The sequence below is a fragment of the Yersinia sp. 2540 StPb PI genome, from assembly GCF_052217165.1.
GTDB lineage: Bacteria > Pseudomonadota > Gammaproteobacteria > Enterobacterales > Enterobacteriaceae > Yersinia > Yersinia enterocolitica_E.
In genome coordinates this window covers 3,475,637-3,496,967 of the sequence record NZ_JAZGQC010000001.1, presented here as the reverse complement: position 1 = coordinate 3,496,967, position 21,331 = coordinate 3,475,637, and the positions used below count along the sequence as shown (strand labels likewise).

The window sequence follows — 21,331 nt, the reverse complement described above, 5'->3', positions numbered from 1 at the left end:
GCGTTAGGTTCTTGACGCATTGAGGACATTAGCAGGAATAGACAGAAGTATGTATTAGTAGGCGGCAGGGAAAAGAGGAAAGCTAAAGGGCATCTAATTAAATAGAAGCCCTTTAGCTTAAGTATCATTATTTCGGTTTCGATAAATTATTGTAAACGTTATTTAGTATAAAACGCTTTCCTTTAGTTATTACTGTTCCGATATTGCGTTAGTGGACTGATATTATGGAAATAGATTAAGATGAGATTATTAAATCTACTGGTGTTTATTCTGCTGATGACAGTGTTTCCTGGCACTGTTTATGCGGAATTTATCATAAAAAACCTGCAAACAAGTTTGTCAGAAATGAGTATGGATGTGGTATTCCAGCCTGGTGGTTCTGCGTATGTTAATTATTGTCGGCCACAAAATGTTAGCCATACTACATTAGAACGTTGTTTACTAACATATAAAGTCAGAGCAGTTACCTCCGGAGGTCTAGGGGTTGACTTATACACTGGCGCGTTTGATTTACGAGGGGATGGCACATATGACCAACAATTGTTAGCTGCTTCAACAATGGACGAAGCACTAGCGATCGCACAATCTCACGGGGTAATACTTTCTTATCACATAGTGATATCACGCTCAGCACTGGTTTCGATATCCGGTACATCGGGGAATTTTGCAATGATAACTGGAGCTGAGGGAAAACCCTGTAATGCGGCGGGTACCTCATGTTATACATTTTCATCTGCTCTACTAGGTACATATAACTTTAACCTTAAAACAGCCAATATTGATGTTGTATGTGAGGCGAGTAGTTTGTCACAACGTTCAGCGACCCTAAGTGGGCCACATATATATGTGCATGATAGTAATGGGACGCGCTTATCACAAGCCATTAATCCTATTGATGTATCTATGAACTGTGTTAATTGGAGCCCAACGGCTAATACCAAAGCGGTCGACTTTGTCGTCACTCCGAGCGAAGGGGCCGCCACCGGCAGTAATACTCAGGTAGCTTGCGGAGTTTATAAAAATACGCTTGCCGGGACAGCTTCAGGTTATACACATACTCAGACAATCTCCTTGTCTGGTTTTGGTGATACTATTTCAACGTTCTCAACACCGGCACTTTATTTTGGTGTTTATGTTAAACAGCCATCTAGCTCCGCAGAAACCTCGTTACCGCAATTAAATTGTGAGTTTTCAGGCGAGTTTAGCGTACAGTAATCGGCGATTTTTATGAGTGTTCTTTCTGTGAGAATTGTAGGAGATATTAATGGTTCCCTGCTCTTTTAATTCGACCTAAGTAAAGTAAGGTTAGATATTCCAATACAGTGAGAATTTTCCATTTTTATCGATTTGAAATGGAGGGTGTTATTGTGCATTAATACTATGGTGCATCTGAATAATAATGAATTTTCTTAGGTGTCTATTTGATGGATTACGCCCTATAAAGGTTACGGGTACTTTATTAAGGAGATATGATGCTTGACATGACAGTGCTTGTTGTTGATGAACATCCTATAATTAGAAGTGTTATAAAACGTATTATAGAGTGTAAAGGAGGTGAGGTTTTAGAAAGTAATTGTCGAACAGAATCGGTTAGGATAGCCCATATGCATAAACCAGATTTGATTATTCTTGATATTCTTACAAATGAATATTCAGGTCTTGGCCTGATTGAACAAATATTAAGAGTTTCACCTGATTCAAAAATAATAATTTTCACTGCGATGGTATTTAATGATTATGCTATAAAATGTATGGACTGTGGTGTTTATGGTTATGTCTCTAAAACCGATAGCATTGATAATTTGGAAAGTGCCATTAAAGCGGTTATGTCGGGTTATTGTTATTTTCCAAAGCTTATTATTAGTTTTAAAAATGATGATAATGATGAACAAAGAAATGAATATCTTATAATAAAAAGTCTATCGCCTAATGAAATTGCTGTTATGCAAGGGATTAGCCAGGGTTTGACGATTAATGATATAGCCAATAACATCAATGTTAGTCGAAAGACAATTAGTGCATATAAAAGAAAATTGCATGAAAAGTTCAATGCGAAGTCTATTATTCAGTTGTCGATTATTGCTAAGCGTCATGGGCTCCGACAATGACAAGCTCTACTTCACTCAGTAAAAATCATCCTCATCATCCCCCCTAAAATCCCTCCTGCAGTTAACGGTGAATCTGTATCCTGACTTTCACCTATTGCCCATGTTGTTTAATGATTTTTTTGGGTTGTGAATTTAGAACCAGGTAATCAAATCCACCTCATAAGCATAACTATTTCTTGTTACATCATAAAGTTATGCAGCTGTAACGGATAGATCTATACGAGCTGCCCTCCAAATGTTGGGAAAACTGACACTTGGAGGGGGGGTATTATTTACTAATCAAGTTATCCCTATCATTTGACTGATTACGTTCTGTTTTTTTATTAAATATGGAAAGTATTCTATTAGCAACCATATACAATATAGTGAATATAACCACGGTACCTATTATTCTTAAAATAAGAACTGTCAGTCGGTAAGTGTCATTGAATGACTTACTCGCCATATTAATATATCCATTGGTTTGATTGTTTAAAGAGTACTTTTCAGCATTCTCATGAAAATATTGTGCAAACGTTCCTGATCTTTGTTTTGTTACATGAAATGGCACTGCTTTTGAACCAATGGGTAAACGAATCTTATCTCCATTGCTGGTACTGAGCAATGTATCATCAATAAGAACAATAACGTTGTTTCCATCGGGTAACTTTGCAATATAGAATCTGGCGTAGTCTAGTTCATTAATAAGTGTTTTTATTTTACTTTGTGTCCAATAAGGAATGAATTTGGTCTTTTTTTTCCGCCCAGACCCTGAAGTAATAAATCCACCACGTTGAATATCAACAATACCATATAATTCGGTTGGTTCGAGAGACTCGGTTTCTATAGTGAAGTAACTACCCACTCTGATATCTGCTAACGTTTTAATGGTTGGAATAGTATCTCCGGCTTTTTTCCCCTCATACTGTTCACCTGATTTTGCATTTCTAATGTTGCCTTCAGACACTTCACTTTCAAAAAGATAAAAAAACCGTTGGTAAGGCGTGATGGCAGAAATGTAAACGGCAATAAAGAAAAGGACGATAAATCCTGTATATTTTAAAACTTTCATTTTTCAAAACACTCCATTTGTATTAACATTATCCAAAAAAATATAAATAAAATTTGATGTGTGAGAGTTAATATAAAGAATTAAATCATTTCAATACACGAGAACATAAAGTATCAACACTAGTGAGTTATGGCTCATCGACAAGGACTCTTTGTGTGAAAGGTATTTATTCATTTTTAATACAACATAGTATGCCGACGATCAGCATAGGTACCCAGCAAAGGGTAATTAACAAGAATATTCTTATGTAATATAAATTCCGTGGGCTAGCGAGTTCAAAAGCCCAAATAAATCGGTTCAAAAAATAAAACAAGAAAATAAAGATGTAAAGCATACCAAAAAACCAGCCAGATAAATCAATATCATGCATTCTTCTAATGCCAACAGCAAGCAGTGGTAATGGCACTACAATGTTAATAAATATATTTATGGTCAAGAGATAGTCTACTGAATCGATTATTTTTGTTACTGACAATGTGGCAATTATTATAATTAATAGAATTTTAAGTAAAGAATTGGTTAAGAAAAATATCCAGAACTCTTGCCTCGATGAAACGCCTTTAAAATCAAAGGTGCGTTGCCATCCATTTAAGTAGCATTGCCAAAAAACCATAGTGTTATCCTTTTCTGGAAGTATAAAAGTTATAGTTTACGCTGCCAAAAAAATACGACTAATTATGAATGTATTTTTATCTTAATTAAAGTTATAACAAGAAATAATGATTTTTCACTCCAAACTAATTTATTTAAAGTGAATGTGACCAAATAATGGTTTTTTTTTGATAATTATAGTCAGACCAACTAGATAGAAAATAACATCAAGCGGTTTGTTAAGTTTTACTTGATTACGTTTACCGATGATACGCATATTTATCAGATATTTCTTGTTTTGTTTCTCAATGTAAAATGAATTGTTTTATTTCATACACTTTTAAAATCGGACAGTGGAAAAATCCGTGATCTCTGGACGATTGTTTATATTCCCTATATGACGCTATTTACTAGCATCTTATGCTAGTGTTTCCCTTTAAAATAGAATAAATACAAATTAAGCAGCTACTGCTCTTGTACTAGATGCTGGAGTGTTTTTATAACATTATCATTATTTTCAATTTCACTTCACATAAAAAAATAAACTTATTGACAATAAGTTTGACGGGTTCTAATTTCGAAATACCATTTAAGAACTTGGTTCCATATAATGGAACAGGTGTGAGATGACGACATTAGAAAATGCCACTGCGGTATTGAAGTTATTTTCTCATCGATGCATAACGCACGGTCAGCCGGGTATTTCATTCAGCGATGTGGTTGAACAACTGAGTTTACCGAAAAGCACAGTTTCGCGCCTATTACAAACGATGGAAAACCAAGGGTTGCTGGAGCGAGATCCTCAGACTCGCTTGTATAAAATTGGTCATTTACTGCTTTCCGTTGCTAGCCACTATTTATCAACGCCATTGGTGGACAATGCGGCAGTCGCTATGGCGCATTTAGGCCAACTGACTTTTTGTACCGGTTATATATCGGTACTGGAGGGGCGAGATATCAGGGTTATGCGAACCTTCCCTGGCCGTCATTTCTTACATGTGGTCACGCCGGTTGGCGGATGTTCACCCGCCGCGGAAACCTCGGTAGGCCGGGCCATATTGGCACGAGAAAGTGATGATGATGTTCGGCAACGCTTTATCGCTGGCTATCAAGGTGCCCTGCCGGATTCTGGACAAATGCTCGATACATTGCTGCCAAAACTGGCGCAAATCAGGGGGCAGGGGTGGTCTTTGGCGCGTAACGAAACCCTGCCTGGGATCAGCTCACTCGCGACGGCGGTAACCAATAAACACCGTAGTGAAACGGTGGGGTTATGCTTATCTTTCCCCTCTCAGTCCGATGATCAGCCTTATCCACCTCAGGTTTTGGCGGCATTGATAACGGTTTCCCGGCAATTAGCGAAAAAACTCGGTGATGAATATTGGCAACAGATCAAATAACTCACCGCGAATAGAGTTTTGTTTTTGATTAATAAATCAGTATGCCAACACCAGGGCATCTTACCGATTATTTAATTGCACTGTGAATAAGCACGGTGCAATTAAATAAGCTAAGTCAGGCTATAAATAATAAATTTCATTGTTGGTTCCAAATATTGGAACTGCGACGGCATCCTATGCCTGAAATATTATTTTGCCAAATACCAAAGATAGACAGGGGCTTATGAAACCAGAAAAAGCGATAAATCCGTTGAAAGATATCAGCACGCTGCTGGTTATGGTGCTGTTATCCGTTATGGGGGCAATTATCGGCGTACAACTGATAACAACCTTGGGCGTGACGCCTAATACCTCGATTATCGGTGCGCTTATTGCCATGCTGCTTGCGCGCATTCCATTACAGATGTTTCAGCGCTATCGTTCGATACATACCCAGAATCTGGCGCAAACCGTTATTTCTTCAGCCACCTTCGGTGCTGCTAATAGTTTGTTGATGCCGATTGCTGTGCCCTATGTCATGGGCCAACCGCAATTGATCCTACCGATGCTATGTGGTGTTGCGGCAGCGATGTTGCTGGATGCTTATCTATTGTATCGATTATTTGATACCAAAGTCTTTCCGGCCGCTAATGCCTGGCCTCCCGGTGTGGCTGCTGCGGAAGCAATCAAAGCCGGTGACCGAGGTGGTAAGCAAGCATGGCTGCTCGTGGTGGGTGTTCTGGTGGGTATCGCCGGTTCAATGCTAAAAGTTCCGATGGCAGCCTTTGGTACCGCTTTTATTGGCAATATTTGGGCTCTGAGCATGTTTGGAGTCGGTTTGTTGCTGAGAGCTTACGGCCAGCCAATGACCGGAGTCGATATCAATGCACATTTTATTCCACACGGGGTGATGGTTGGGGCCGGTTTGGTGGCCTTGATTCAAGTTGTACAGGTGATTCGCAATAAGAATGGCGAGAGCAAATCCACTCATGCGCAACCTGACAGCGAGGTGCGTAAGGCACTGGGACTGGGCGCGGTTGGGTATATCATTATTGCTGCACTGCTGGCTTTGGCCGGTGGTCTATACAGTGAAATGTCATTGGTCATGCTGTTACTGTTTGTGATTTATGCAGCTTTTGCTGCCTTTGTACATGAATTGATCGTGGGTATCGCAGCGATGCACTCTGGTTGGTTCCCTGCCTTTGCCGTCGCGCTGATTACCCTGATTATAGGTATTTTAATTGGTTTCCCCCCGCTAGCATTATGCATTCTGACAGGCTTCACTGCGGCAACCGGGCCGGCATTTGCCGATATGGGATTTGATCTGAAAGCCGGTTTTATCCTGCGAGGTTATGGTAAAGACTTGCAGCAAGAGTTGTGGGGGCGCCGCATTCAACTGATCGCTGCACTTATCGCTTTTGTGATTGCCATTCCGGTAGTTTATTTCTCTTACACCAGTTATTTCCTACAGGGCTTGGTTCCACCAGTGGCGCGGGTATATGCCAAGACTATCGAGGCCGGTGCACAGCCGGGCATTGCATTGAATCTGCTTATCTGGGCTATTCCCGGCGCTATCGTGCAATTCATTGGTGGGCCGAAGCGCCAGCTTGGGGTGCTGCTGGCCACTGGATTGCTAATTAACAACGCGATGGCAGGGTGGGCGGTAGTGGTGGGTATCGCACTGCGTATCCTAATTATTAAACGCTGGGGTGATAAAGGCCGCACGCCGATGGAAATTATGGCGGCAGGCTTTATTGCCGGCGATGCACTGTATAACTTCTTTAACTCCATTTTTTCCAGTAAAGGGAAATAACCAGTAGCGGCTGATGCAGGATGCATTGATTCACCCGGCAACATGATTGAGGTATAAAAATGAGTTTGAAACAAACAATACAAGCCTATGAATTAATTGATAGTGCATATGTTAACGGACAAGAGATTGTCGCGTTGTTTGCCCAATACCCGGCGGTAAAAGCCACGACCCATCGCGTCGATGGCGAGAAGGGGGCAACTGATTTTATGCGCATTGAAATTGTGGGCAGTGAAGGCAAGACCCTGGGCGGCAAGGCACCTACATTGGGTATTATTGGCCGCCTCGGTGGGGTTGGTGCGCGGCCAACACGTATCGGGCTGGTTTCCGACGGTGATGGTGCCATTGCGGTAATTGCCAGCGCGCTGAAACTGGCACAGATGCAACATAACGGAGATGTATTACCGGGAGATGTGATAGTCACCACCCACATTTGTCCAAATGCACCAACTCGCTCGCACGATCCCGTTGATTTTATGGATTCGCCGATTGATGACGTGACGATGAATAATAATGAGATGATCACGCAAGCCGATGCCATTTTGTCGATCGACACGACCAAAGGCAACCGTATACTCAATCACAAAGGCTACGCACTTTCACCGACGGTGAAGGAAGGCTATATTTTGCGGGTGGCGGAAGATCTTTTACGCATCATGGAGATGACCAGTGGTCGCCCGGCAGTAACATTCCCTATCACGACGCAAGACATCACACCGTATGGTAATGGTGTGCATCATATCAACAGTATTCTCCAGCCCTCTACCGCCACAACTGCGCCGGTGGTCGGCGTCGCAATCTGCACCGAGTCGGTTGTACCGGGATGTGGTACCGGGGCCAGCCACGAAGTGGATATTGCATTGGTGGTAAAATTCGCCGTTGAAGTGGCCAAAGAATATGGACGAGGTACCTGTAATTTTTATGATACGACTGAATACGCACATTTGCTGACGTTGTATGGCAGCCTGAATCATCTGCAAAAGAGGGGATAACCGAATAGCCATTCGACATTAATCGATACGCGGCGACATTGTGCTGCTGCGTGTATTAATTGCCAGTTGCCCACCAAGGATAGTCACTTCAATCTGCGTAAACCACGACACAAAGAGTGCAATTTATAACAGTGACGCAGGATGGTCTTAGGTATTTGAACGCAAAACCAATGCCTAAAGTGGCTTCATTATAATAATCAGCCTTTTATGTATAGTTTTATGAAGTTCATTTTATAGAGTGTTAGACGACGCGGACATGCCGAATAAACCGGAGTGGCAGGGTATCAACCCATCGGACAGTAATCCTGGAAGATAGCCGCGCACGTCTGGATCAGTTCGGGGAATTGCCGATAAAGGTTACTCCCCGCAACCGCGGTTAATCTATGAGGGAGATGTATGATGAACGGCAATAACATCAGTAATGTCGATCTCGCCCCTATTAACCTGTGCGACCTTGCGTTCTGTCGCTGAGTCTGATTCTGCCGAGTTGTGTTGAATGGGGTACCAGTTATTCAGCTTATCAACGTAGGCGATGACATTAGTGTGTATTCTGTTGTGACTGAATGACATCTCAGGATGACTTATATCGTTACCCTGTGTTGCTATCAGGTGTACCACCAAATACATGCATAGGGCTTGCGATACGTTACTGCGATAGTTGTTGTAGCCTTGAGCGTTGGAAAAGGACTGCTGAGCAGGCCCAGACATGTTGTAGTAGTACTCGTCGTTCTCATAATAGATGAAATACGGGGCTAAGCCTGGGCGGCTTATCATGACCTCCATGACCTTCCCACCAAACCAATTGCGTGGTCGGTCTTGCAAGCTGTCTGCCATCATAACGACTTTCCCTGATTGCGTTATGAGGAGGACCGATGCCCCCATCTGCTCAAGATTAACTGCGATTTGTCTCTGAGCTTGCTCGACCTGAGACTCCCGCTTTCTGGTAGATAAGTCCATTTCGTTGGCATGACTCTCGTCCGATTCAGCTAATAATCCGGCATCCTCAATAAAGAACGTATCTATACCGCGAAGCGGCTGAGAATGCTCTCCGTAGGGTGATTTTGCAATGATATGTCCCACGATAGAGCAACGGGCCATGGCAGCGAGCTTTTCGCTTACACCTGACGATCTCATCGCAGCATGTAACTGATTTAGGCCATCAACGATTTGATCCGCGGCTGAATCGGGTTTTAACCGGTTCAACCCCCCTTCGTAGAAGTCCTTGTTTATGCCAGTTCGCTTGACGAATGAATGAACGAAATCAAAATTGCTCATTGTGGCTGCATCCAATTCATAAGCGATAACGTCCACCGTAGCGCCGTATTTTCGGCAAATCACATCATAAAAGCGGGCGGCACAAACCATTATCGAATATATCAGGCTATCCCCAGAATTCGCGTCTTTGGCAAATTTAGCGAGATTATTTGCCCCAAATCCACCTCGATCCGCTGCCTCCAACTGCCAGAGAATAGCTTTGGCTCGAGGATGACCGGCTTCCGCTGCTTTATACCAACAGTCTGCCGCCAGATCGAAATCATAGGGCGTCACACTGCCTGACCCCCAAAGAAGAGAAAGATTGAATAATGCCGAAACGTGACCTCCCCGAGCAGCATTGCCTAAGTGTCTGCTTGCAGCGTTACAATCGCCTGCCCGTAAGGCTTCAACACCACAAACGTATTCGGCTTCCACGTCTTCTGACGTGCTGGTGAAAAACGGATTCTGAAACTCAGCCATATTCATATTCCTTCGCGTCGACTAATACCCATCTCGCACTTTTGTACGGATGTCTCCGTTGCACACAACGTTGTAATTTCCAGGATATCTAACAATTAACATATCAAAATGTCGGCCTGGTACGATAATAGCCGCACAGGATCAATCCAAATATAGGCCGGTGGATAACGGAAAACGAAGCAAAATAACGTATTCCAAACCGCCATTAGCAGTGGTGTAATCTGCTTTTTTTACGACTAAAAAGCCAGTTTAGTACACTACACTTCTTGTTATTTGTTGAGCAAGGTGAGTTGCAGAAAATTCTGATTACAGGAAGGTTTAGCGTTTATGGTTGCAGCATCATCGCCACCATTCTCTATTTTTAACCCTCTTTTTTCGGCCAATACTAACGTATTGATTTTATACAGGGTTGGCCGAGAGTATTAAAAAAGCCTTTTTTACCCTCGCAGTCTATTGTTCTTTTACCATCAGCAAGTTATGTGTATTTTATAACTGTTCACTGCCGTACAGGCAGCTTAGAAAAGAGGCTTCGGCCAGTAACACACAAAAACGATCAAAAAACAAAAGCAAAAAGCCCGCTTAGTTGCCTAAGCGAGCTTTTCTAATTTGGCTCCTCTGACTGGACTCGAACCAGTGACATACGGATTAACAGTCCGCCGTTCTACCGACTGAACTACAGAGGAATCGTGTGAACGGGGCGCATGATATCTAGCATGCCCGATACTGTCAACGCTAAATTAGTACATTGCGATTGACTGCTCAGCATCTGAGCAAAGAGGGGGGAGATAGCGGCTAAATAAGGCCAGTCCGCGATTTATTATTAACTATCGACTCTTTACTGCTTCAACGAAGGTATAGGTAATTAACTTAGTGGCTGCATATTATCGGTGTTTTGATTATCCGCTAACCCATTTTCCCAACGTTTTAATCGGGCGAGTGGGTCCTGACGATAGAATGCGCAGAAATGCTGATAAACAACAGGAAAACGACTTTCTAATAGTTCAGGCGCACTGAAGAAATACTCTGATAATACCGCAAAACATTCGGCCGGATCACTGGCGGCATACGCATCCATACTGGCAGCCTCGACACCCACCATATCTATCTCATCTTGAATACTGTCCATCGCCTGATGCAGGTCATATTCCCATGCAGCTACATCACGCATAGCAATAGGAGGCACCCCGTTAGAATTGCCACCATTACGCATATCCAGCTTATGCGCGGCCTCATGAATAACCAGATTAAAGCCTGATAAATCAAAGGAATCTTGAATATCTTGCCAGTTCAAGACAATCGGCCCTTGTTCCCAACTTTGACCCGATTGTACCGTTTGGCCAGAGTGCACCAAGCCGAGATCATCTTGCCAGTCGTCATCAACCACAAAAGGTGAAGGATAAATAAGGACCTCATGAAAGCCATCTAACCATTTGGCGCCGAGTTCCATCACTGGCAGTGCGAATAGCAGACAAAGGCGGGCTTGCATCAGCGGTGTTAGTTCTAACCCCTGCAATGGCACCAGCCGCTTTTGTTGCAGCAAATTACTGGCAACAGAAACCAGCCGCTGCTGCTCCTGCTCATTCAGCGGAGCCAACAGTGGGATGTTCAGTGCTTCCTGCCACTGCGCAAGCATCTCCGCTTGCGGTTGATTTGCTTTCCACAGCCACTTAATCATCAGGTTGCCCACAAAGTGATAATTCGAATATCTAAAGCAGGGAGGTGTTGCCATAAACATGCCGTAAAAAGGTGCATGATCGCAACCGTTTCATGGAGAGATACCGGAGCGGCTGAAGAGGTTGCCCCGAAAACGACTGAGAAGATAACCTTTCTGAGGGAAAAACCCCCACTTGCTCCGCCATTATTCAAGCACTTATAGAAAAAAAATTCAGCGATCCCTATCACACTAAGTTGGCGTGGCAAGATGATAAATAATAGATCAGGGTTGTTGATTGTTTGCTGCTATTTAGGCCTATATTTAATTATGACATCAGAGAGTTCTGACTGATGAGTCCCAAATGCAGGAGAAGGCTATTCGCGGCTTAACCGGTTTCATTGTAATACTGACGGCGCTACTGCTGCCGGGCAGTGTTGCCTATGCAGCGATGGCGGGTGATGCCAGCCCGATGTTCATGCCAATATCGAGTCTCCTCACCTCTGACCCGATTCGGGTCGCTCAACACCATTTTGAGCAGATTGAATCCTATCAGGTCATAATTCATTCTCTGTCAGCACAGGGCGAGGCTACGGTGATTCGTTATAGCTATCGTAAGCCGGGATATGTGCGTATGGATTTTACTGAACCCCATAATGGCGCCGCGCTGGTCTATAGCCCTGACAGTGGCAAAGTTCGATTATGGCCCTTCGGTGTAAACACGCTACCCGTGCTGAGCCTTTTGCCCACCAATATCTTAATACGCGATAAAAATGGCCACCGGGTGGATCAATCAGACATTGGAAGGTTGTTAGACAACATCCAGCGCCTGCAACAAGGTGGCAAGACCGCAATTCTTGGTGAGGAGGTTTTCGCGCAACAACCGGTATTGCACCTCTCAATAACTGGCCCGGCCGGTTTCACTGTGGATAAGGTGCATCGTTGTGACATCTGGCTAGATAATCGATCCCATTTGCCTGTCAAAGTGATCAGCTATGGGGTGGATGAAGAGCAACTGGAAACGGTCATTATGGCGGCAATGATTATCAATTTGCATTTTCCTGAGCGTTTTTTCACCCCTTGATGCGGAGTTCGCTGGTATGGCTGAGTATCGGTTTTCCACTATTTGGCAGGTCAAGGCACCACTTCAGGCGGTATGGGATATTTTATGCCACCCGGATATGTGGCCGCATTGGTGGAAAAGCCTGGAGCAAATCATTGAGATAGAAAAAGGTGATCTACAGGGTATCGGCGCATTACATCGTTATACCTGGAAAGGTGTACTTCCTTATCGGATAACCTTTGATATTCATGTAGTAACCATTATGCCTTTACATTTGTTAGAGGGGCAGGCGAGTGGTGAAGTTGAAGGGATTGGGCAGTGGTCATTATTTTACAATGGCAGCGACACCATTGTTCGTTACGATTGGCATATTCGAACCAATACGCGCTGGATGAACTGTCTGGCGCCAATCGCTGCCCCATTATTTCGCTGGAATCATGATAGCGTTATGCGAGAAGGTGCCAAAGGGTTAGCGCGTAAATTAGGCACCCAGGTGGAGATGAGGTGATGCTATCGCGCCATAAGATGGCATTACGTACTGGCTTACAATGATTGGCAGAGCCAAAAAAGATAACAGTAAGTGATAATTATTTCTGTTTATAAGATAATAAAAGTGGCTATTTTTGTTTCTTTTTGTCATGAGATTTGTTGATATTAATTTAATTCTTCGATAAATAGATATTTTTCACTTAAATATTATAAATAATTTGTAAAGATCATTTTTAGCTAAATTTATGTTTAGCGTTTTTTGATGTGGTATATCCAAGAATGGTGTTTTTTTAAGATGTCCTCATCTATCAGCGTAAGAAAAGTCCCACAAGCCTGTTTTATATTGTTTTTTTATTTATGAGTTATTCGCGTGTTTAATATCGAGCATAACTTATTTTTATATGTTATCTATCGATTGTAGGTAACTTCCTACATGGAGTGAGATATATCCTACCGTAAATTTCCATTCTTCTTTTGTTTGTATTCTGTGATTCTTATTATTTGGTAATGCATTTATAACCTCACGTTTTGGGCTGGATTGACAATATTTAAAATGCTGAAATAATAGCCGTAAGAAATCGGATGTCACTGATTCAGGATATTAATCCTAATTAATATTATTGGCCTAAAACCTTATTTTAAAGCACGGGGAAATAAACATGAAAATTAAAACTAGCAATGCATTAATCGCTGCTATTGCAAGCGTATTTATTGCACAATCAGCATTTGCTGCTGATGGAACTATTACCATTAACGGCCAAATTACAGATACGACTTGTGGTGTCTCTGTCAACAACGGCACTAAAGATGGGACCGTTAACTTACCGACTATTTCTGCAAGCGCACTGAGTTCTGTCAACTCCGTTGCGGGTACCACTCCGTTCAATATCTCGTTGTCTGGTTGTACTGGGGCGACACTGAATAACGCTTATGCTTACTTCGAACCAGGTGCTTTTGTTGAGACCAGCACTGGCCGGTTGAACAACAATAGCGGTACAGCGACGGGTGTTCAGGTTCGTTTGTTAGACAAAAGCAGCACAGCAATCATGGTAGGCGGCGCTAGCCAGGGCGGCGTGGTGGAAGATATTTCCACTGGTGATGCAACATTGGGCTACTACGCACAATATTATGCGAATAGTGGCACTGTTGGTGCTGGTACCGTTGTAACACAAGTCGACTATACTATTGTTTACGATTAATCAAAGCGTGTGATATAGCGTGGCTGATGGCAAGTTATTGTTATAGCTAATGTTATCTGTTGCCGAATGGGAGCTTAATGCTCCCTGTTTCATTCGCTCTATAATTGGAAACTCTTATGCGCAAAACATACTTTATGGCCTTTGCTTTTGTCACATTACTGGTTGCAGCAACGGTTACCCGTGCTGAAGTAATGATCACGGGTACGCGTGTTATTTATGACGAGAAGCAGCGTGAAGGCGTGGTTAAGGTTTCCAATACCGGTAATATGCCGGTTCTTCTTCAAGCCTGGATTGATAACGGTGATGCGAATGCGCGTCCTGATACTATCAAGGTGCCTTTTAGTGTTACGCCACCAGTAGTGCGTCTGGATCCTAAACGGGATCAGACTATTCGCCTGTTCCGTACTGGCAGCGGCTTAGCAGCCGATCGTGAAACGCTTTTTTGGTTTAATTTGCTAGAAATTCCACCTAAACCCACTAAAGGTGCCACGGGGGAAGATAATAAATTGCAATTGGCTTTCCGTACCCGAATAAAAATGTTCTATCGCCCGGCAGAATTAACGATGCCGATAGAACAGGCTATTACGAATCTGACCTTTTCTAAAAAGGGCAATCAACTGGTTATAAAAAATGCATCACCGTATTATATAACCTTTAGAAAATTGGAGTTACGGGCATCAAAAGAGAGCCCAGCGGTGGCGAACTTGAGCAAAATAAATAATAAGATGATTGCACCTTTTGCTGAGCTTAGCTTACCGGTTAGCGTTAACGGTCCAATAAATAATACTACACAAGTTTTTTATTCTGTTATCAATGACCAGGGTGGCGAAACGCAGGGTGTTCAAAAGTTGGCGCAATAAAAACATAAATATAATTAATTAGTCTTTCTCTGCATCCACCAGGTGCATATTTATTAAATGGCCTCGATATAATGTTTAATTATTACATGTATTATCAAAAAAACGAGCGCCCGAAATATTTGTCGGCATTCTCCTTTGTTATTTTTAGCTTGGGCGGCATGCTATTTAGTTTACCCGCCTGTGCTGAAGACCCTGAACATGTTGAGTTCAGTGATTCTTTCCTCCGTTTTTCTGTTGATGCCAGTCGCTATAGTGAGGGCAATCCCGTTGCTCCAGGTGAACGTAGCATTGATATCTATTTGAATGAGCAATGGATCGGGCGTCAGGCGATACGCTTTGAGTTGCCGTCGCCAGAATCTAAAGTGGCCCTTCCGTGTTTTGACTTAAAGTTGTTTGATGAACTCGGAATTGATACCACTAAGCTCACGCCTGATGTACTGAAACAACTGGAAACTGCCCGTGTTTGCTCATCATTAAGTACTCTGCTGGACGGTGGGAATGCCATTTTTGATGAGAATACCCAGCGGTTGGATATTCAGATCCCACAGGCTTCTTTAATCCGCCAGGCGCGTGGCTATGTTAATCCCAAATATTGGGATGATGGTGTGACGGCGGCAACGCTGAAATATGATTACACCGGTTATCGCAGTAATCAGAGTGATGCCAGCAGCCAGACTTATCAATATCTCGGGCTGCTAGGCGGATTCAACTGGCAAAGTTGGCGTTTATACTATCGTAGCGCATTAAATCGAAGTGACAGTCAGGGATTTGATTATCAAAATCTGGCCACCTACGCGGAGCGTGCGGTGCCATCCTTATACAGCAAAATGACGATTGGTGACTCCAATACTGATGGTCAGGTATTCGACAGTCTCAGCTATCGTGGCATTGAATTAAGCTCGGATGATCGTATGTTCGCTGACTCTCAGCGTGGTTATGCACCTGTGGTGCGCGGCATCGCCCGTACTAACGCCCGTGTCGTGGTGCGTCAACAAGGCCAATCTATTTATGAAACCACGGTGCCACCGGGGCCTTTTACCATCGACGATCTCTACCCTACAGGCCAGGGCGGCAATCTGATTGTCACTATTACTGAAGCTGATGGTAGCGAGCAGTCGTTTACCGTGCCATTTGCATCAATTGCCGAGCTATTGCGGCCGGGAACCACGCGCTATTCTTTAATGGCCGGTGAGTATCGTGATAATTCAATGGCGGAAAAACCGGCTCTCTTGATGGGAACCTTACGCCATGGCTTATCCAATTTAATCACCGGCAACGGCGGAGTAGTTGCGGCCGAAGGGTATCTATCGGCCTCTGCCGGGCTGGCGTTTAATACCCCCGTCGGAGCGGTGGCATTTAGTTTGACACAAGCGCAAACCAGGTTACCCGGTGAGAGTGATCAGAACGGTCAGAGTATGGGCATTACCTATGCGAACTCATTACCGCAAACCGATACCAGCCTGACCATCGCCAGTTACCACTATTCCAGTGACGGTTTTTATACGCCGTCAGAAGCGATGCGCATGCGTGACTATTTGCAACATGGCGAAGTTAATAACACTATTTTCAATTCAAGCCTGCCAGATGGTAATACCCGCTACGATGACAGTTTTAAGTATCGTCGCCGCAATCAGGCGCAAATCAGTATTACTCAAGGTTTGCCAGAGGGTTATGGTTCGTTTTATGCCAATGCGAATGCGCAGGATTATTGGGGCGGGCAGCGTCGCGATATGAATTTCCAGCTCGGTTATAATAATAGTTATAAGTCACTGAGTTATAACCTGGCTCTTAATCGGCTGCGCAATATGTCCAGTAGGGATTGGGATAATCAACTGAGCGTCTCTTTCTCCATTCCGTTGGGCAGCAAACGGGGTTCACCGCGGTTGAGCACCAGTTACACCCACACTCGTGACAGCAGTTCAGTTCAAACCGGGGTTTCAGGTTCTGCTGGCGACGATAATCAATTTAACTATGGTGTTTCAGCGGCGAATAACCGTACTGACGTGAACGGTAACTACAACACTGTAGGCGTGACGGGCAGTTGGCTGGCGCCTAAAACGACTATTGGCGGCAGTTATTCGAAAAGTAATGATTACGAGCAGGCCAGTGTCAATATGTCTGGTGGCATCGTCGCCTACGGTGGTGGTGTGGTTTTTGCCTCCTATCTGGGCGATACGGTAGGGATTGTTGAGGCCCCGGATGCTGCCGGAGCCCGTGTGGCCAACTACTCGGGGATGCGTCTCGATAGCAGTGGCCGGGCGGTGGTGCCTTACTTAAGCCCTTACCGACAAAATGATGTCGAACTGGATCCAAAAGGCTTATCGTCGGATGTGGAATTTAAAACCACCAGTCAGCGGGTTGCCCCTACTGCCGGTGCGGTGGCACTGGTGAAGTTTGAGACATCTAGTGGCTATTCGATGTTATTGACCGGACATCGGGCGGATAACACACCACTGCCGTTTGGTGCCGAGGTGAAAGATGCCACTGGTGCCAGTGTGGGCTATATCGCTCAGGGCGGGCAAGCCATGGTGCGGGTGAACCAGCAAGATGGACATCTGCGCGTGATATGGGGTGAGGGCGTTGGTGATAGTTGCGGCTTTGATTATAAATTACCCCGCGGCGCGTTGGTTAAGGGTGAATTCCGGCAGTTAGAGGTGATATGCAAATGAGTTCTTATCGGAATATAGCGCAATATTACATGGACAGGTCCTGTGGTGCAGCCAGTGATTCGATAGCGCACGGCTGCCGTCAACTAAAACAACTTTTACTGTGGTTACTGGTGATGAGTGGTTTAGCGATCAGCCATAATGCTAATGCCTTGGGCTCTGCCATGGATTGTGACTATAGCGGTACTTACTATATTTATGGCCCGACAACCACGCTGCGAGTTCCGCCCAACACTGCGGTTGGTTCGCCGATTGGTTCATGGATAAGCTTCCCCGCAGGGGGCTGGGTGTGCAAGATATTATCCACCTCAATGAATGACAGTATTAAGGCTGGGGCAGGGCTGTTCTCGCCGTACAGCATCGATCGGACAATCAACATTGATGGCAATAGTCACAGTGTATTTTCTTATACCGGTAAAGCTGGCTTAGGCTATGCACTGCGTTTTCGCGTGACCGGCGCAGGTTTCAGCAGCGACTGGAAGCCGATGAATGGCTTTAGCGCGGCAAATATAGTTTATTCCTCACCGCTGTTAGGCCCTATTCCTTACAACAATGGGGCTAATTTTAACTTGAACATAGAACTACAAATCAAGTTTGTTAAGATTGCCACGACATTAACCAGTGGATGGGCTGCCGCTTTTGACCCTGCTTATGCCTATAACTATCGCACCTATAACAATGGCACCAGTAGTTATCTTGAATCAACCCGCTACCGATTATTTGATTTTGCGCCAAATTCCCTGAATATCCAGTTAATGACACAGACCTGCACCACACCGGATGTGATTGTCAATTTACCGGATGTCGCCAGCAATAAATTTACTGGGATTGGCAATATTGAAGGGTTAAAATCATTTAATCTCAATTTTAATAACTGCCCCGGTGGATTAGCGGGTATTAATTATACGTTTGGCGCGGCAACTAATGTGCTGAATGCGGCAAATGGTGTGGTAGCGTTGAATAGCGGATCTACCGCCAGAGGCGTGGGGGTATTATTGCGTAGCCAGACAAATACACCTATCGTGTTGAATACCGAATACACCTTGAGCGGCTATAATTCAGTGAGCACGCAGAGCTACACCGTGCCGATGAACGCCGGGCTTTATCAAACTGAAAGCACCGTGCAAAGTGGTTCCGTCAACGGCGCATTTACTTTTACGTTGATCTATAAATGAAAACGTTTTCGTACTGGCTCATGCTGTATATCCGCAGGTTCACGCATTGGTACCACGTGTTTGCGGCGGTGACCCTTGCCTCCTTGTTGCTCACTACCACAGCGCAGGCGGGTATTGCTATTGGTCTGACCCGAGTGGTGGTTACTGGAGATGATAAATCAGGCAGCGTGCAGATCCTCAATAAGGGCAATCGCCCAGCTTTACTGCAACTGTGGGTTGATAACAATATTGCTGAAATGGATAAATCCATTGAGCAGATAAAGGTACCCTTTGTTGTTGATACTCCGGTGTTCCGCCTTGATCCTCAAACCAATAAATCTGTTCGCATTTACTATACCGGTACTGCCGGTCAACTGCCGTCTGATCGCGAATCGATGTTTTGGCTGAATGTATTAGAAGTGCCACCGAAAACCGCTTCACCGCAGGCTGCCGGCAATGAAGTACAAATTGCCTTCCGCTCACGCATCAAACTGTTCTATCGCCCGGCGGGTATTCCTGCCAGTTCAGAGGGGGTGCTTAACCAACTCTCTTTCAGATGGGTTCCAGAGGGCAGTGGCGGGGTCTTTCGTGTCACCAATCCGACGCCATTTAATGTGACATTCCAGACTGTGGAGATTGCGCAAAGTAAAAGTGCCGCGAGAACCCCGGTTAAGTTGGGGAATGACGATATGGTCGCCCCGAAAAGTAGCATCGATGGTGGGCTAGTCGGTAATCAAATTCCGGCTAAGAATATGACGGTATTCTTCTCAATTATTGATGATTTTGGCTCGACAGTGGAAGGTCAACAGCCACTACAATAACCCGCGTTGTTACTCCTTACTGCTGTGGCGAGACTAACGATAGCCCGCAAACAGGCAAACAACGTGGTTATAAGAAAAATCCTACAAATCAAGTGGATACAATTCATTCCTGCTTTGTTTTTCCTATTGGTCTCTCCGGCCACAAGTGATACCTTTCTATAATAATTTGGTGTGGAATAATTTCATTAACCATCCGCATAGCTAATTGCTGACTTTTCAGGGTCAATACACAGGTATATTTATGACGCTTTATGATATTAAACCGCGATTTCAGGCGCTGTTGCGACCGTGTTTGGCCTGGTTGTATCGGCGGGGGATTACGGCGAATCAAGTCACATTATTTACTCTGATTGCTTCAGTGCTGGTGGGCGGCTTATTGGCGTTATTCCCATCACGCATGATGTTTATTCTACTCCCCGTGTTTCTCTTTTTCCGTATGGCGCTGAATGCGATTGATGGCATGTTAGCGAGGGAGTTTAACCAGCAGTCACGCCTCGGCGCGTTGCTCAATGAGATTGGCGACGTTATCTCGGATATTGCGCTCTACCTGCCGTTTGCTTTGCTGCCTTATGCGCGTCCTGAGTGGGTTATCTTGGCACTGTTTCTGGCTTTTCTGACGGAGTTCTGCGGCATTATGGCGCAAACGCTGGGGCAGCCGCGAGGTTATCAGGGACCATTGGGAAAAAGCGATCGCGCCCTGTTGTTCGGCGCTTATGGGTTAGCAGTTGCTTTGTGGCCTGTCGCTTTAACCTTTTCCGCATGGCTGTTCGCTTTAGCATCGTTGTTATTGCTGTGGACATGTATCAACCGCTGCCGGGCAGCGCTAAAGGGCGAGGCGTAATATGGACTCGAGACTTGCTATCAGTCTGATGGTTATTTTTGGTCTGTTGGCGCTTGCCAGCGTGATTATCGTGATATTGATGCTGCGTTACCCGCAAAAAGAGTGGTTGGAGTTACGTCAGCGCATCACCAGTTGGTGGTTGATTATTATCGTTTTCACTGTAGCGATGGTTAGCCCGAAATGGCTGTCACTGGTTATCTTCGGTTTCATCAGTTTTCTGGCGCTAAAAGAGTTTCTAACACTGATATCAACCCGCCGCTCCGATAATATCCCACTGTTATGGATGTATTTGGCTATCCCAATTCATTATCTGTGGGTCGGCATAGGGTGGTACGGCATGTTCGTCATTTTCATTCCAATTTATGCATTCTTGTTCCTGCCCGTCAGGATGGTGCTGATTGGTGACACCAAAGGGTTCCTGCACGCAGCATCAAATATGCATTGGGGATTGATGACCACCGTATTTGCCTTGAGCCATGTGGCATTCCTGATGGTACTGCCTGGCCCTATTGGCACGCAGGGGGCACTGCTGGTGGTATTCCTGGTTGCGTTGACCGAACTGAATGACATTGCTCAATACCTGTGGGGGAAATCACTGGGCCGCATCAAAGTCACCCCCAGCGTTAGCCCGAATAAGACATTGGCCGGTTTGTTGGGGGGTGTGGCAACCACCATGTTGCTGGCGGCCATTCTGGGGCCGATTCTAACGCCGATGAATATCTATTTCTCTCTGTTGGCCGGATTACTTATTGGTTTGACTGGTTTCTGCGGTGATGTGGTGATGTCTGCGGTTAAGCGAGATCTTGGGGTGAAAGATTCAGGCAAATTATTACCCGGCCACGGCGGTATTCTTGACCGGCTGGATTCGCTTATTTATACCGCGCCGCTGTTCTTCCATTTTATCCGCTACTTTTATTACTGA

19 protein-coding genes and 1 tRNA gene are annotated in these 21,331 nt (G+C 44.6%); 15 read left to right on the top strand and 5 right to left on the bottom strand.

The window, feature by feature from the left end; genetic code table 11:
• The first annotated feature begins 240 nt into the window (after positions 1 to 240).
• Positions 241 to 1,215 (top strand): heme utilization protein, encoded by a 975-nt coding sequence (locus tag V1956_RS16155; RefSeq protein WP_420072090.1) that lies wholly within the window; start codon positions 241 to 243, stop codon positions 1,213 to 1,215.
• A gap of 257 nt (positions 1,216 to 1,472) precedes the next feature.
• A complete protein-coding gene (locus V1956_RS16150; RefSeq protein WP_442825343.1) occupies positions 1,473 to 2,108 on the top strand; it encodes a response regulator in 636 nt (211 codons plus the stop codon).
• Positions 2,109 to 2,376: 268 nt separating this feature from the next.
• On the opposite strand, the gene V1956_RS16145 is transcribed toward V1956_RS16150, so the two are convergent.
• Both V1956_RS16145 and V1956_RS16140 read right to left on the bottom strand, forming a co-directional pair.
• Positions 2,377 to 3,159 (bottom strand): hypothetical protein, encoded by a 783-nt coding sequence (locus tag V1956_RS16145; RefSeq protein ID WP_372558591.1) that lies wholly within the window; start codon positions 3,157 to 3,159, stop codon positions 2,377 to 2,379.
• Positions 3,160 to 3,325: 166 nt separating this feature from the next.
• The gene (locus V1956_RS16140; RefSeq protein ID WP_442825342.1) at positions 3,326 to 3,772 is read right to left on the bottom strand and encodes a DUF805 domain-containing protein; all 447 of its coding nucleotides are present in this window, start codon (positions 3,770 to 3,772) and stop codon (positions 3,326 to 3,328) included.
• Between the two features lie 604 nt (positions 3,773 to 4,376).
• Here V1956_RS16140 and V1956_RS16135 point away from each other — a divergent pair.
• The 3 genes from V1956_RS16135 (at position 4,377) to V1956_RS16125 (ending at position 7,931) form a co-directional block, all read left to right on the top strand.
• The gene (locus V1956_RS16135; protein ID WP_372558593.1) at positions 4,377 to 5,150 is read left to right on the top strand and encodes an IclR family transcriptional regulator; all 774 of its coding nucleotides are present in this window, start codon (positions 4,377 to 4,379) and stop codon (positions 5,148 to 5,150) included.
• 223 nt (positions 5,151 to 5,373) lie between these two features.
• Positions 5,374 to 6,942: an OPT/YSL family transporter gene (locus tag V1956_RS16130; protein ID WP_372568996.1), complete on the top strand. Its 1,569-nt coding sequence runs from the start codon at positions 5,374 to 5,376 to the stop codon at positions 6,940 to 6,942.
• A gap of 59 nt (positions 6,943 to 7,001) precedes the next feature.
• A complete protein-coding gene (locus tag V1956_RS16125; RefSeq protein WP_442825341.1) occupies positions 7,002 to 7,931 on the top strand; it encodes a DUF1177 domain-containing protein in 930 nt (309 codons plus the stop codon).
• 381 nt (positions 7,932 to 8,312) lie between these two features.
• On the opposite strand, the gene V1956_RS16120 is transcribed toward V1956_RS16125, so the two are convergent.
• Positions 8,313 to 9,665: a hypothetical protein gene (locus tag V1956_RS16120; protein ID WP_442825340.1), complete on the bottom strand. Its 1,353-nt coding sequence runs from the start codon at positions 9,663 to 9,665 to the stop codon at positions 8,313 to 8,315.
• A gap of 221 nt (positions 9,666 to 9,886) precedes the next feature.
• Between V1956_RS16120 and V1956_RS16115 the strand changes: the two genes are divergently transcribed.
• A complete protein-coding gene (locus V1956_RS16115) occupies positions 9,887 to 10,030 on the top strand; it encodes a type I-F CRISPR-associated endoribonuclease Cas6/Csy4 (protein WP_127891223.1) in 144 nt (47 codons plus the stop codon).
• A 242-nt stretch (positions 10,031 to 10,272) separates the two neighbouring features.
• Here V1956_RS16115 and V1956_RS16110 read toward each other — a convergent pair.
• Together V1956_RS16110 and mtfA are read right to left on the bottom strand one after the other, a co-directional pair.
• Positions 10,273 to 10,348, bottom strand: a tRNA-Asn gene (locus tag V1956_RS16110).
• A gap of 179 nt (positions 10,349 to 10,527) precedes the next feature.
• Positions 10,528 to 11,340, bottom strand: a complete 813-nt coding sequence (mtfA, locus tag V1956_RS16105; RefSeq protein ID WP_083159203.1) for a DgsA anti-repressor MtfA — start codon at positions 11,338 to 11,340, stop codon at positions 10,528 to 10,530.
• A 340-nt stretch (positions 11,341 to 11,680) separates the two neighbouring features.
• Between mtfA and V1956_RS16100 the strand changes: the two genes are divergently transcribed.
• From V1956_RS16100 to V1956_RS16060, 9 genes are all read left to right on the top strand, one after another.
• The gene (locus V1956_RS16100; protein WP_372558626.1) at positions 11,681 to 12,400 is read left to right on the top strand and encodes a DUF1571 domain-containing protein; all 720 of its coding nucleotides are present in this window, start codon (positions 11,681 to 11,683) and stop codon (positions 12,398 to 12,400) included.
• Positions 12,401 to 12,416: 16 nt separating this feature from the next.
• Positions 12,417 to 12,887 (top strand): SRPBCC family protein, encoded by a 471-nt coding sequence (locus V1956_RS16095; RefSeq protein ID WP_372558627.1) that lies wholly within the window; start codon positions 12,417 to 12,419, stop codon positions 12,885 to 12,887.
• Between the two features lie 640 nt (positions 12,888 to 13,527).
• Positions 13,528 to 14,067: a fimbrial protein gene (locus tag V1956_RS16090; protein ID WP_083159201.1), complete on the top strand. Its 540-nt coding sequence runs from the start codon at positions 13,528 to 13,530 to the stop codon at positions 14,065 to 14,067.
• Between the two features lie 116 nt (positions 14,068 to 14,183).
• Positions 14,184 to 14,927 carry a fimbrial biogenesis chaperone gene (locus tag V1956_RS16085; protein WP_420072537.1) on the top strand — a complete coding sequence of 248 codons (744 nt, stop codon included), beginning with the start codon at positions 14,184 to 14,186 and terminating at the stop codon, positions 14,925 to 14,927.
• Between the two features lie 86 nt (positions 14,928 to 15,013).
• Positions 15,014 to 17,596 (top strand): fimbria/pilus outer membrane usher protein, encoded by a 2,583-nt coding sequence (locus tag V1956_RS16080; protein WP_442825339.1) that lies wholly within the window; start codon positions 15,014 to 15,016, stop codon positions 17,594 to 17,596.
• Positions 17,593 to 18,768, top strand: coding sequence for a fimbrial protein (locus V1956_RS16075; RefSeq protein ID WP_420074672.1), 1,176 nt, complete (start codon positions 17,593 to 17,595; stop codon positions 18,766 to 18,768). The genes V1956_RS16080 and V1956_RS16075 overlap by 4 nt, the downstream gene beginning before the upstream one ends.
• A complete protein-coding gene (locus tag V1956_RS16070; RefSeq protein ID WP_420074671.1) occupies positions 18,765 to 19,568 on the top strand; it encodes a fimbrial biogenesis chaperone in 804 nt (267 codons plus the stop codon). The genes V1956_RS16075 and V1956_RS16070 overlap by 4 nt, the downstream gene beginning before the upstream one ends.
• 241 nt (positions 19,569 to 19,809) lie before the next feature.
• Positions 19,810 to 20,409: a CDP-alcohol phosphatidyltransferase family protein gene (locus V1956_RS16065; RefSeq protein WP_372558633.1), complete on the top strand. Its 600-nt coding sequence runs from the start codon at positions 19,810 to 19,812 to the stop codon at positions 20,407 to 20,409.
• Position 20,410: 1 nt separating this feature from the next.
• Entirely contained in the window at positions 20,411 to 21,331 is a 921-nt protein-coding gene (locus tag V1956_RS16060; RefSeq protein ID WP_372558634.1) for a phosphatidate cytidylyltransferase, read from the top strand.